Source organism: Amycolatopsis sp. NPDC041971, from assembly GCF_055588925.1.
In genome coordinates this window covers 603,436-615,223 of the sequence record NZ_JBVJCE010000002.1, presented here as the reverse complement: position 1 = coordinate 615,223, position 11,788 = coordinate 603,436, and the positions used below count along the sequence as shown (strand labels likewise).

10 protein-coding genes are annotated in these 11,788 nt (G+C 67.2%); 1 reads left to right on the top strand and 9 read right to left on the bottom strand.

Features of this window, described 5'->3' with window-relative positions; all coding sequences use genetic code 11:
- Positions 1–117 precede the first annotated feature (117 nt).
- The 3 genes from ACZ6DT_RS07970 to ACZ6DT_RS07960 are packed head-to-tail and all read right to left on the bottom strand — an operon-like array spanning position 118 to position 3,507.
- The gene (locus tag ACZ6DT_RS07970) at positions 118–423 is read right to left on the bottom strand and encodes a hypothetical protein (RefSeq protein ID WP_465590352.1); all 306 of its coding nucleotides are present in this window, start codon (positions 421–423) and stop codon (positions 118–120) included.
- Entirely contained in the window at positions 371–2,047 is a 1,677-nt protein-coding gene (locus ACZ6DT_RS07965) for a GMC family oxidoreductase (RefSeq protein WP_465590349.1), read from the bottom strand. The genes ACZ6DT_RS07970 and ACZ6DT_RS07965 overlap by 53 nt, the downstream gene beginning before the upstream one ends.
- Positions 2,044–3,507: an aldehyde dehydrogenase gene (locus ACZ6DT_RS07960; protein ID WP_465590345.1), complete on the bottom strand. Its 1,464-nt coding sequence runs from the start codon at positions 3,505–3,507 to the stop codon at positions 2,044–2,046. Before ACZ6DT_RS07960 ends, ACZ6DT_RS07965 begins: the two co-directional genes overlap by 4 nt.
- A gap of 434 nt (positions 3,508–3,941) precedes the next feature.
- Between ACZ6DT_RS07960 and ACZ6DT_RS07955 the strand changes: the two genes are divergently transcribed.
- Positions 3,942–4,727 carry an SDR family NAD(P)-dependent oxidoreductase gene (locus ACZ6DT_RS07955; protein WP_465590342.1) on the top strand — a complete coding sequence of 262 codons (786 nt, stop codon included), beginning with the start codon at positions 3,942–3,944 and terminating at the stop codon, positions 4,725–4,727.
- A 61-nt stretch (positions 4,728–4,788) separates the two neighbouring features.
- Here ACZ6DT_RS07955 and ACZ6DT_RS07950 read toward each other — a convergent pair whose 3' ends face one another.
- From ACZ6DT_RS07950 to ACZ6DT_RS07925, 6 genes are all read right to left on the bottom strand, one after another.
- A complete protein-coding gene (locus ACZ6DT_RS07950) occupies positions 4,789–5,217 on the bottom strand; it encodes a nuclear transport factor 2 family protein (RefSeq protein WP_465590339.1) in 429 nt (142 codons plus the stop codon).
- A 74-nt stretch (positions 5,218–5,291) separates the two neighbouring features.
- The gene (locus tag ACZ6DT_RS07945; protein WP_465590337.1) at positions 5,292–6,602 is read right to left on the bottom strand and encodes a cytochrome P450; all 1,311 of its coding nucleotides are present in this window, start codon (positions 6,600–6,602) and stop codon (positions 5,292–5,294) included.
- Positions 6,599–7,636 carry an enediyne biosynthesis protein gene (locus ACZ6DT_RS07940; protein ID WP_465590334.1) on the bottom strand — a complete coding sequence of 346 codons (1,038 nt, stop codon included), beginning with the start codon at positions 7,634–7,636 and terminating at the stop codon, positions 6,599–6,601. Before ACZ6DT_RS07940 ends, ACZ6DT_RS07945 begins: the two co-directional genes overlap by 4 nt.
- A gap of 5 nt (positions 7,637–7,641) precedes the next feature.
- The gene (locus ACZ6DT_RS07935) at positions 7,642–9,540 is read right to left on the bottom strand and encodes an ASPIC/UnbV domain-containing protein (RefSeq protein WP_465590584.1); all 1,899 of its coding nucleotides are present in this window, start codon (positions 9,538–9,540) and stop codon (positions 7,642–7,644) included.
- A 56-nt stretch (positions 9,541–9,596) separates the two neighbouring features.
- Positions 9,597–10,631 carry a DUF1702 family protein gene (locus tag ACZ6DT_RS07930; protein WP_465590332.1) on the bottom strand — a complete coding sequence of 345 codons (1,035 nt, stop codon included), beginning with the start codon at positions 10,629–10,631 and terminating at the stop codon, positions 9,597–9,599.
- An 11-nt stretch (positions 10,632–10,642) separates the two neighbouring features.
- Complete coding sequence (locus tag ACZ6DT_RS07925; protein WP_465590329.1) at positions 10,643–11,623, bottom strand: DUF1702 family protein; 981 nt, start codon at positions 11,621–11,623, stop codon at positions 10,643–10,645.
- Between the last annotated feature and the right edge of the window lie 165 nt (positions 11,624–11,788).

Sequence of the window (11,788 nt, the reverse complement as noted above, 5' to 3'; positions counted from 1 at the left end):
CGAAGGGGTGGAGTGGCCCCACGCTTTGAGCGGGGGGGGGGGCTGGGGAGGGGGAGCGTGGGGGGGGGGGTGGGGGGGGCGGCCCTGGGGGCGCGGCCCCCCCCCCCCGGGGCACGGTCATTCGTCCCCTGGGGTGGACTCGAAGCTTCCCGAGAACGCACCGAAGTCGGTCAGCGGGAACACTTCGAACTCCAGATGCGCACTGATCGGGTTGTCGTAGATCGCCGTGAGAAGCTCTTCATGTGACTGGACGTCCAAAATGAACAGCCCACCCGAAGCACCCACCCGCGTCCAAGCGTGGATGACCAGCTCCCGGTCCATCAAGCCCTTCATGTAGGCGACCCCGGTGGGCAGCCGACGGCGGTACTCCTCACCGGTGATACCGCTCGGCGCCTGAGTTGCCAGCACAGCGAACTTCGCCATTTTCCACTCCATTCGTCGTTCTTGGGAAATCCGTGGCGGTTTCTTCGCGGATGAATTCCGCGCACCGCTCGCCGACCATCAACGCGGGTGCGTTGGTGTTGCCCCGGGGGATTACCGGGAACACCGACGCGTCGGCGACCCGCAACCCATCCACGCCGTACACCCGGAGCCGCTCGTCCACCGCGGAATCCTCCGGACCTCCCATCCGCACCGTTCCGCTCGCGTGGAAGGTGTGCGCACCGGTCTGCCGGATGTGTTCGACGAGCACGGCCCGATCGTCGCCGGGAAGCAGCGCACGACCGAGGTGGCGAACGAGGGGACGTCGCGCGGCGATGTCGCGCAGCACCTCGAATGCATGCAAGCACGCCGCCAATTCGTCGTCCGTGGACAACAGGTTCAGCCGCACTGACGCCGACGCGTCCGGCCGTCGAGAGCCGATCAATACCGAACCGGTACCGGCAGGCGTCAGATAGGAGGCGCCCATGGTGACGGCGGGGACGGGATGGCGGTGGCCGTCGGCCCTGAAGAAGACAGGGGCGAACATGAGCTGGAGGTCCGGTGCCGGCAGCGCGGGGTCGCTGCGGACGTGCGCCAATGCCTCGCCGACGTTGCTAGTGAGCTTCCCCGTCCGGCGCAGTGCCCACTCCGCGAGATAGCGGAACCGGGGCAGGTTTCCCCGTCCGGTCACGTCGTTCAGGCCGACGGCGCCGGAGGCGATCTCGAACTGCACCGACACCAGCGGATGTTCGGCGAGGTTGGACCCGACCGCGGGCTGGGCCACCTCGACCGGTACGCCGATTGAACGCAAGTGGCCCGGCGGTCCGATCCCGGACCGCTGAAGGATCTCCGCGCTGCCGAATGTCCCGCCGCATAACACGATCTGTCCCGTCGCGACCGCGACGTGCGGCCGGCCGCGCCGGAAGTACTCGACCGCCACCGCACGGCCGTGGCGCAACCGGACGCGATCAACCAGTGCCCCCGTGAGTATCGTGAGGTTGGGGCGGTCGCGCGCCGGCCGCAGGAACGCGGTAGCCGAGTCCTGCCGCGCTCCATGCCGTTGGGTGACCTGCGGCCGCCCGACGCCGTCCTGCGTAGCGCCGTTGAAGTCCTTGTTCGACCGGATGCCCGCCGCGAGTGCCGCGTCGATCCAGTCGTCGCCAAGCGAGTCAGGCGACGGAATCGTGGTGACGTTGAGCGGGCCCCCCACACCGTGGTAGTCGTCCCTGATCTCCTCGTTGTGCTCTGAGCGCCGGAAGAACGGCAGCACATTCCGGTACGACCAGCCGTCGGCGCCACGGGCGCACCAGTCGTCGTAGTCCAGGTGGTTCCCGCGGATGTAGAGCATCAGGTTCATCGACGAGCTACCACCCAGCATTCTGCCCCGGGGCTGGGCCAGCACACGGCCGCCGTAAGCAGGCTCCGGCTCGCACCGGTAATCCCAGTCCAAGCGGGACTCGAACTGCGCGCCGAAGGCCGCCGGGATCCGCACCTGGGGCACCCGGTTGGAACCGCCTGCTTCGATCAGCAGTACCCGGTGGGCCGGATCCTCGGAAAGACGTGCGGCGACCGCGCACCCTGCCGTTCCCGCGCCAACGACGACGGTGTCGAAACCACGCGGGCTCATTTTCCGGTCCATTCACGATGCGGCAGGTAGACCGACTGCGGCTCCCGGTAGCCGGCGAGCGCTTCCGGACCGAGTTCCCGGCCAAGCCCGCTGGCCTTGACGCCGCCGAACGGAGCACCGATGTCCACTGTGTACCCGTTCACACCGACCGTCCCAGTGCACAGGCGCCGCGCGATAGCGAGACCGCGCGCCTCGTCCGTGGTCCAGACCGTTCCGGCGAGCCCATACTCGGTGTCGTTCGCCAGCGCCACCGCCTGCTCGGTGTTCTCGTACTCGAGCACGGCCAGCACCGGCCCGAAGATCTCTTCGCGGCAGACGATCCCGTGGTTGTCCAGGCCGGCGAAGACGGTGGGCTCTACGTACCAGCCGCGTTCTCTCCTGGCTGGGCGGCCGCCGCCGGTGGTGACCCGCCCGCCCTCAGCCCGGCCGGCGGCGATGAAGGCTTCCACCCGCTCGCGCTGCCGGGCGCTGACCAACGGCCCCACCTCCGTGGCGGGATCCAGCGGGTCACCGATCCGCAGCCCGGCGGCCATCGCGGTCACGGCGTCGACCACCTCGTCGTACCGCCGTCGCGGCGCGAGGATCCTCGTGGAGAGAAAGCATGCCTGCCCGTTGTTGCCGAGTGTGCTGGCCGCGAGTTCGGGGAGGCTGACGGGCAGGTCGACGTCGTCCAGCAGGATCGCCGCGGACTTCCCGCCCAGTTCCAGCGTCACCGGACGCAATAGACGACCACAGACCTCGGCGATCTCCCGTCCGGTGGCGGTGGAACCGGTGAAGGCGACCTTGTCCACCCCGGGATGGGCGACCAGGTGTGCGCCGACCTCGGCACCGCCCGGCACGATCGATACGACGCCGTGCGGGAAACCGACCTCGACGACCGCTTCTGCCAGCAAGAAAGCGTCGAGCACGGTGTGCGGAGCCGGTTTGACGACCACTGTGCAGCCGGCTGCCAATGCGGGCGCGAGCTTGGCGAACGTCAAGGTCTGCGGGAAGTTCCACGGGACGATGGCGGCCACCACGCCGACCGGGTTGCTCCGCACGATGGTGATGCCGCCTGCCATGCCGCGACGCGGCACTTCTGTCTGCTCTTCTGTTACAAGCGCCGAGTAATAGCGAAGTAACGCGGCGGGCGCGAAGCCTTCACTTCGAACACCAGTGGTGACCGGCATTCCGTTCTGGGCGCTGACCCGACGGACGATCTCGGTGCTGCGGTTTTCGAGGGCGTCGGCCAGTCGCAGCAACACATCCGCCCGCCGTCGCGGCGACCACGACGCCCAGCCGCACGGGTCGTCGAAGGCCGCGCGAGCCGCGCTGACCGCCCGGTCGATGTCGGCCGCGGTACCCGCCGGCACGCCGCCCAGCGGCTCCTCGGTGGCCGCCGAGGTGACCTCGATACGGCCACGGCCGGCGGGCCGCGTCCAGCGGGCCCCGACGAGCAATTCTTGGTACTCGATGGTCATGGGCGCTCCAAGACGAAGGGTTTCTGTCCGAACGCCACCGTGCCTGGAAGTCCTTTAATCTGACTAATGTTGAGGGGTTAGGCAGGATCCGGGCGGGTCGCCTGCGGGGCGGTCGCAGTCTCGCGTCCGCTCGGTTGTCTCTGGTACGTGAAGGCACTGACTTTTATTGAGGGGTAAGGCAAACGTAGCGTCTCACCCGCGCCTGGGTGCTGACCCGCGTGCCCGGCCCGCGGGTGCGGGTCGCGACGGCCGCCCCCGCGCTGGGTCGAATGCCACCGTGGACACGGCACGCTTCTTCGCTCCGGCGGTCGAGACATTTGTCTATTATGGACAGTAGTTGGCCCGACCGCTCGTTCCCTGTTAGAGCAAAGGTCGAGGTCGTTCATCCACCATGGTTGCAGGACCCGTTCCGTACCAAGGCATGGAGGAAATCAATGGCGGACAGTACACGCGCGGTCGCACTGGTCACCGGTGCCACTCGAGGCATCGGGCTGGCCGTGGCCGAACGACTCGTCCAGGACGGCCTGCGGCTCTTTGTCTGCGCCCGCACGAAGGACGACGTCGACAGGACCGTCCGCGCACTCGGTGCGAACGGAGCCGAGGTAAGCGGCGCGGCCTGCGACGTGACTTCTTCCGCGGCGGTCAACGAACTGGTAAGCCACGCCGTCAAACGGTTCGGCCGCGTTGACGTGCTCGTCAACAACGCGGGCCGGAGCGGCGGCGGGCCGACCGCCCAGCTCACCGACCGGCTGTGGAAGGAGGTCATCGAAACGAACCTCGACAGCGTGTTCTACGTGAGCCGGGCGGTGCTGACCGCGGGTGGCATGCTGGACCGCGGTTCCGGGCGGATCATCAACATCGCTTCGACCGGCGGGAAACAGGGGGTGATCCTCGGCGCCCCGTACTCGGCGTCCAAACACGGTGTCGTCGGATTCACCAAGGCGCTGGGCCTTGAACTCGCGAAGACGGGGGTCACCGTCAACGCGGTCTGCCCCGGCTACGTGGAAACCCCGATGGCGCGGGAAGTGCGGTCGAATTACGCCAAGATCTGGGAGATCGACGAAGACGAGGTGCTTACCCGCTTCAACGCCAAGATCCCGCTGGGGCGCTACACCCAGCCCGCCGAGGTCGCGGGACTCGTGCACTACCTGACGACAGAAGCCGCCGCCCCCATCACGGCGCAGGCCATCAACGTCTGCGGCGGACTGGGAAATTATTGAGCCAGAACCCCGAAACGGGGCAGGGCGCTCCTCAGAGTGCCCTGCCCCGTTTCGAATCGGTTCAGGCGATCGAATCGCTGTTGACCGCCCGGCGCAGCACGAGCAGCTCGCCGCTCTCGCGCACGAGACTGTCGACGATCTCGCCTGCCCAGTGCAGCTTCGGCGGCTGCCCCGGAGCGGTGTTCGTGACCAGGGCGTAGCTCACGACGTCGTACCGTCCCGGACCGGCTTCGTTGATCACGCTCATCGACATCCAGTGCCGCCGCCGCTCGCCGTTGCCGGCCAGCTGCTTGGCGAAGTCGTCGAGCTTGCGCACGATCGCCTGCCTGCCGTGCGCGGTGGGCTGGTGTTTGACCGGGGTGAACTCGCAGTTGTCGGCGAACGTCTCCGCGAACTCCGCGTACCGCCCGTTGTCCATCGCCTGGACCTGGCGGGCATAGAAGTCCTGGATCTCCGCCATGATCTCGTGGGACACCACTGCCTGTGTCATCTTCTCCTCCTCGGTGGGTTGGCCATGTTCCGGTCCTGCGACGCGAACGAGAACTGTGGGAAAGGCCAGGACGTTCAGGCGCGCAAGACCGACATCGGCAGTCCGCCGCGAATGCGCAGCGACAACATGGCCTCGGGGACGATTCGATGCCCCGCCACCTTGACCAGTTTGAACTCCCGGCACAGGGCTGCGACCGCGAGAACCGCTTCCAGCATGCCGAGATGCCTTCCTACACAGAACCGTGGTCCGGCTCCGAACGGGATGTACGCGTACCGCGGCCGTCCGGCCGCCCTCGGTTGTTCGAACCGACCGGGGTCGAAGCGTTCCGGCTCCTCCCAGAAATCCGGATGGCGGTGCAGTGTGTATGGGCAGACGACCACGTCCGCACCGGCAGGCACCGAGTAGCCGTCGATCTCGTCGGCGTCCCGCGCGACCCTGGGCAGCAGCCACACCGGTGGATAGAGGCGCATGACCTCCTGCACCACGTTGGTGGTGTAGACCAGTCTGGGCAGGTCCTGGTAGCCGGGCGGCCGATCGCCGAGCACTTCGACTGCCTCCGCGTGCACCTGCGCCCAGACGTCCGGGTGCCGGTCGAGCATCGCCAGCGTCCAGCCGAGCGTGCTGGCCGTCGTTTCGTGCCCGGCCAGCAGCAGCGTGATCACCTCGTCCCGCGCCTGCTCCCGGCCGGATCCGATAGCCCGGGAGAGGGCGTCCTCGCCACCGAGCGAGTCAGCCCGGTTCGACACCACCCGGTCGGCGAGCCGTCGGAGTTCGGCCTGCGCCGTCTTGAACCGCCGTTGCCTGCGCAACGGGAGCCAGGACGGGATCATCCGCAGCGTCACGGCCTCGAACATGGCCTGCTCCTGCACGGCGTCGAAGTGGCCGGCCAGTGCCCCCGCCGGGCCGAGGTCGGCGTGCAACAGCGTCCTGGCGAGCACGCCGACCGTCATCCTGGTCACCTCCTCCAGCACGTCGGCCTGCTTGCCGTCACCCCAGCCGCCCAGCCGCCGCACCAGTTCAGCCACCTCGTCGGTGACGATGCCCGCCTGCGTGGCGACCTGCTTCTGGTGCAGGGCGGGCTGGATCGCCTTGCGCTGCTTCCGCCACAGTGCGCCTTCGCTGGTCAGCAACCCATCGCCGAGCGTGCGCCGCGCCTCCGCCAGCCCGATTCCCTTGCGGTAGTTGTCGTTGTTGTCGGCGAGGACGTGCTTGGCGGAGTCCGGGTGGTTGAACAGGTACAGATCCTTCGGCCCGATCGCGATGCGTACCGCGTCCCCGTACCGGCTCGCCGCGGTCGACATGAGTGCAAGCCGGTCGGTGAACAGCATCTTGAGCAGACGGGGGGTCTCACGGCGCGATGGGCCTGGCGGATGGCGTCGGCTCATCCCGTCGTCCTGGGCGGGATCGCGTCGACGGTCAACTGCCCGGGTGTGTGCCCGTTACCAGCTCCGGCCAGCCGGACGACCATCGGATCGTCAAGGGTGTCATCGCACCCCTCAGCGGAACGGCGCCGCGCGTCCTCGCGGGCCCGGCCCTTGTCGACGAAATGGAGCGCCCACAGGAAGGCACCACGGATCAGGCAGACGGCGGCGGTGGCGAAGAACAGGCCGTACGCGATCCCCGCCCCGGTGAGTATGCCGTACACCACCGCGATACCGGCACCGAAGGCGAATTGCGGAGCCGGTTTCGAAGGTGTGGTGCCCGGGTCGGTGACCATGTAATTGGTGAACAGCACGAACGCGACGCCGGTCATCATGGTGAGCGCGGACGGGATCGCGGTGTCCAGGATGAGGCCGCGCACCACCGCCTGCAAGGCGAAGAAGCTGAGCCAGCCCGCGATGAGCCATATCCGCCTCGTCAGCATCGCGTTGAGTACCGTGCCCGACACGAGGATGACCAGCGGGATCACCCAGTCCCAGAGCGAGCCGACGTTCTCGGTGAAGTGGTAGGGCGGCGCGATGCTTGCCCACGGGAAGACGAGCAGGATGACCGCGATACCGAGGTTCGAGGGGTTCATGAAATGCCGCAGGCGGCCGCTGACCGGCGCACGCAGCACCCATTTGGCCCCGATCGCGACGGTGACCCCGAACATCATCGCCAGTACCTGATCGTTGACGTAGGTCAGCATGTTCACGGCGAGTGCGGTGATGTGCGCGGAGAAGAGAAACTCCACAAGCCCCCGGAAACCGTTCCCGGTGAACCGCGGGGCACGTCGTTCCGCCCACGAGGCGACCAGTTCGAGACCGATTTCCACGGTGTAGGCGGTGACCATCGCGATGATCGGCCACAGCCACGGTTGCTCGAACCCGAGGACGGTATAGCCGAGGATGTTGAACACGGTGATCGAGATGGCGAACCTGCGCAACGCCGTGATGACCTTCGGGTCGTGCCGGGGCGGGCCGTGTTTCTGCTCGGTCATGGTCTTCACTTCTCCTTCGCCTGGGTACCGAGAGACAGGGTGTGCCAGCCGGGGTCCAGCCGGAGCTGTTGCTGATGCGGTTGCCCGCCGGAGTCCCGCCACTTCAGCTCGACCAGCAGCGGCCCGGTGACGTTCTCGCCAAGACCGATGTGGACGTCCTGGCTTCGCTTGCCGGAGTGGCCACTGCCGCCGTCCACGCGTCCGATGTGGACACGTCCGTCCGCGGTGGTCGCGGTCACCTGGGCGCCGACAACCGGCGTTCCCGGTGCGGGGAAGGAGCCGGGTGCGGCGGGGTCGTCGCGATAGAGCTTCAGACCGAGGAAGGAACCCGCGCCAGGACTGACGTTCCGATAGAACACCGGCGCGTCGAACTGCCGGGCCACCGCGAAGTCGAGCCTGCCATCACCGAACGCATCCCCGACGGCGATGCCGCGAGTCGGCACGGGTGCGTTCAGACGGAGTTCACCGGCGACGTTCGCGTACCGGCCGTCCTTCCCCTTCACGAAGAAGTTCATGCCCTGATTGCCCGCGATGTCGTCGCCCTGCCGGATGTTCGGCCACAGCTGCGGGTACTGCACCGTCAGGTCGTTGGACGTGGCGAGTTCCTGTAGCTGCGCCCAGCGGTTGACCTGGCCCTTCACGAACCCGTTGGTTTGGGCGATCGCGAGGTGCCCGCTGTTGTTGAAGTCCGCCAGCTTCACGTCCCAGCCCCAGCCGCCCCACGCGGTGCCGCGGTCAGTGCTGAGATCGGTCCACGGAGCCTCGCCCCGGCTGAACGCGGCGTGCGCCTCCTCGTCGTTCTTCGTGGAGTTGACGAAGTGCAGGCTGCTCTCCTGGATGCCGAACGACGTCGTGATGTCGCTGACGAAGAAGTCGTACCGGCCGTGGTTGTCGAGGTCACCGAAGTCGATGCCCATCCCCTTGAACGACGTGTCGGAACCGATCCGCTTGGACTTCGGGACCATCGGGTCATGCGGAGCGTGCAGCCGCTCGAACTTGATCCGGCCGTTCGCCGACACGTTGCGCAGGAGCGCGCTTCCGCCGTGGTCCTTACCGACGTACAGCTCCGGTAGCAAGTCGCCGTCGAGGTCGTTCGCCGCCGAAGCCAGTACCCATCCCTTCGAGGAGATATCGTCGGCGGGCAAGGCGTCGGGCACCACTTCGTAACGGGCCGAAGGCTGGTCGCCACCAGTCGCCCCGGTCCAGCGCAGGACGTGCGCCGGGCCTCCGTTGTCCGCGTGGGACAGTGAGCTATTCATCACGACCCCGCCCGATTGGGTGGAATCGAGCACCTCGCTGTCGGGGAAGTAGTTGCCCACATAGATGTCCGGGTGACCGTCACCGTCGAAGTCATCGACGGCGACCGCGTTGGAGTTCCACTTAGGACCATTGTAGGTACTGCCACCGGACTGCGGGACCAGTTCGACCGGTGAGTAAGTGCGAGCGTCCAGAGCCGTGGCGTTCGCCTTCGGCAGGAACAGGATCGGTGTCCGCCCCCAGTAGTAGACCAGCAGGCCCATCCGGCCGGATCCGGTGTAGTCACCGGGAGCGCAGCCCATCGGGGCCATCGTCTCGTCCATCGGCAGCGGGGAGGCGTCCAAGGCGAACGGCTGATACCGCTGTCCCGTTGCCGGGACCGGGGTCAACACGACCTGGTCGGTGCGGGTGTCCACGACGCAAAGGTCCTCCGGCCGTCCGCTGCCGCTGAGATCGGCCATCGCGATACCGGCGCCGACGGACGAGACCCAGCCGGCGATGTCACGGTAGGCCTGGTTCACCTTGCGAATTGTCTGCTGCTTCGGCGCGGCAGGCATCGCGATGGTCATCGGAACGAACGAGTACCGGGCGGCGAGGGCGCGCCCTTCGCTCGCCGATGTGGTCGGCACCCGCGCGACGGTGAACATCGTCACCACGAGCAAAGCCGCCACGATACCCGGGACCAGCCTCTTGACTCTCGTACTCACGTACTAGCACCCCCAATGGTCACGAACTGGCGGGAAATGGCCCGCCTCCAGGTCTCGTAGGCGGGCAGTTCGCCGTCGACCGGGTCGGCCGGGCGGACCTCCTGAGTGGCCAGCGCCGCTTCTTCAGCAGTGGTGCCACAGAAGATCGAAGTCGCGAGTTCGGTGTGCGGCCCCATGATCTCGCCGCGGACCCGCGCCTCGGCCCCGAACGCGCATCCTTGAGCCAGCGACGGAAGACAGGACCCCGCCCGGTCGCGGAATCGCTGCAGTTCCTCTTTGGTCGCACCACCCGCGTAGGCGGCGGCCAGCCCCGCACCGCTGTACAGATCGGACCAGCGCTCGGCCGGGAACTTCTCGATCAGCTCGGTGACCACCTGGGGATCCGCCCCGCCGACGAACCACATCGCGCGCCCGATCCCCTGGTCGACGACGCGGTTGGCATAGCCGCTGCGGGCCTTGTCCGGCCAGCCGAACGAGCGCTCCTGAAACTGTTCATGCACATACTTGCGGGTGTGGAAATAGGCTTGGTGGAAGCCGTAGCCATCGAGCACCAACCAGCGCAGCAACGGGTCCAGGTTTTCGGCGCTCGGCCAGCGGAAGCGCGGCAACCTTGCCATCGCCCAGCCGATACCGACGTGAACGACGTAGACGTGCTTGCTGCCCGCCTCGGTGCCGAGGAATCCGGCCACCCGACCGGCGCCTCCCAGCGGCAGACCGTCCAACATGGCCAGTCCCATCCCGGCACCCTCGTAGGCGAAACCGCGGAACCGGCGAGGAACGGACGTCAGGAAATCCACGGTTTCCCGTACCGAGCGCTTCTCGACCGCGATACCGTAGCCCTCCAAAAAGGAGCGTCCGACGGTTTCCAGCAACTCCCGCGCCTCAGGATCCTTGTCGTGGAAACCTCGGACCTCGATGGTGGTCTCGGCGATGCCGGGGGTGAGCAGTTTTCTCCTGAACGCTCTGAAAGCTGCTCCCGGTCCGGGCGATCGCCCGGATGGCGACAACTCGGAGGGTTGTTGCGACGACATTTGGTCACTCCTCACACGGCGGGTTCGATGGCGTGCATTCGTTGTTTGATCCGCTGCCGCCAGCGTTCGTACGCGGGTTCGCCGTCGGTGCCCTCGGTGACGGCGGTCGTGTCCGCGATCTCGACCAGCTCGTCGAGACCGGCGCCGGTCAAGGCGCGTGCGGCGGCTTCGGTATGCGGTGGTGTGTGACCGGCGAGTGCCCGTGCCCGCACCGCGAACACGCACCCCACCGACAGGTCGGCCCGGTGTTCACCGGCGGCAAGGGCGAGCGCGGCGAACTCGTCCCTACCGCATCCGCCCGCGAAGGCCGCCGCCAGCCCGACCCCTGCCCACAGATCCGCGCGGCGGTGCTCGGCGAAAGCGCCGACCGCGGCGATCACGCTCGACGACCGTCCGCCGTGGACGAACCACAGTGCACGGCCGATCCCCTGGTCGACGGCGCGCGGGAAATACTCCGGCGTGCCCTGCCATGGATAGGGTTTCGGCACTTCCTGGCGGTCTATCCACCGTCGCTTGTCGAAGTACGCGAGGTCGAAGCCGTACCCGTCGACAGCGAGCCAGCCCATGGTCGGGTGGAAGATCGACGCTTCCAGGTCGGGCAGTACCTTCCGCCAGAGCATCCGCGGCAGCCGGGCCATCGCGAAGCCCACTCCGATGTAGGCGAGCAACAGGTGCTTGCTTCCACGCCCGCTCAGCAGGTCGCGGGTCCGCGTGCCGCCCGCGGTCGCGTCGAGCACCGTCAGCGCCATGGCGGCACCTTCGTACGCGAATCCGCGCAGGTCGGGTTCTATCAACTCGAGTCTGCATTCGAGTTCACTGAGACCACGCGTTTCGATCCCCCACTCAAAACCACAAATAACTGATTGCGGAACGGCTTCCATACGCCGCGTCGACTCATTCATCTCAATCTCGAAACCCCGACCGGAGAAGCCGACCGACGCTAGGGACGGAGCAAGGACGAGGCGCCGCAGAGATCCCGAGACAGTAGCCATGATCCCTCCTAACAATCCAATCGTGGGCCGAACGGATTCCAATGGCGTCTTCGCAGCTGCCCACCGCCGATCCAGCATGGACACCGTTGAAGAAGACGGCGGCCACACCATCCGAATAACGTGATCAACGACCGTCGGCCAAATAACTTGCGGAGTCGAATTCGT

Bases quoted from the DNA above. Each gene is read 5' to 3' on its own strand.
- ACZ6DT_RS07955 (WP_465590342.1), top strand. From the start codon at position 3,942: ATGGCGGACAGTACACGCGCGGTCGCACTGGTCACCGGTGCCACTCGA.
- ACZ6DT_RS07940 (WP_465590334.1), bottom strand. From the start codon at position 7,636: ATGACCGAGCAGAAACACGGCCCGCCCCGGCACGACCCGAAGGTCATC.
- ACZ6DT_RS07960 (WP_465590345.1), bottom strand. From the start codon at position 3,507: ATGACCATCGAGTACCAAGAATTGCTCGTCGGGGCCCGCTGGACGCGG.
- ACZ6DT_RS07965 (WP_465590349.1), bottom strand. From the start codon at position 2,047: ATGAGCCCGCGTGGTTTCGACACCGTCGTCGTTGGCGCGGGAACGGCA.
- ACZ6DT_RS07970 (WP_465590352.1), bottom strand. From the start codon at position 423: ATGGCGAAGTTCGCTGTGCTGGCAACTCAGGCGCCGAGCGGTATCACC.
- ACZ6DT_RS07950 (WP_465590339.1), bottom strand. From the start codon at position 5,217: ATGACACAGGCAGTGGTGTCCCACGAGATCATGGCGGAGATCCAGGAC.
- ACZ6DT_RS07930 (WP_465590332.1), bottom strand. From the start codon at position 10,631: ATGTCGTCGCAACAACCCTCCGAGTTGTCGCCATCCGGGCGATCGCCC.
- ACZ6DT_RS07935 (WP_465590584.1), bottom strand. From the start codon at position 9,540: ATGTTCACCGTCGCGCGGGTGCCGACCACATCGGCGAGCGAAGGGCGC.
- ACZ6DT_RS07925 (WP_465590329.1), bottom strand. From the start codon at position 11,623: ATGGCTACTGTCTCGGGATCTCTGCGGCGCCTCGTCCTTGCTCCGTCC.
- ACZ6DT_RS07945 (WP_465590337.1), bottom strand. From the start codon at position 6,602: ATGAGCCGACGCCATCCGCCAGGCCCATCGCGCCGTGAGACCCCCCGT.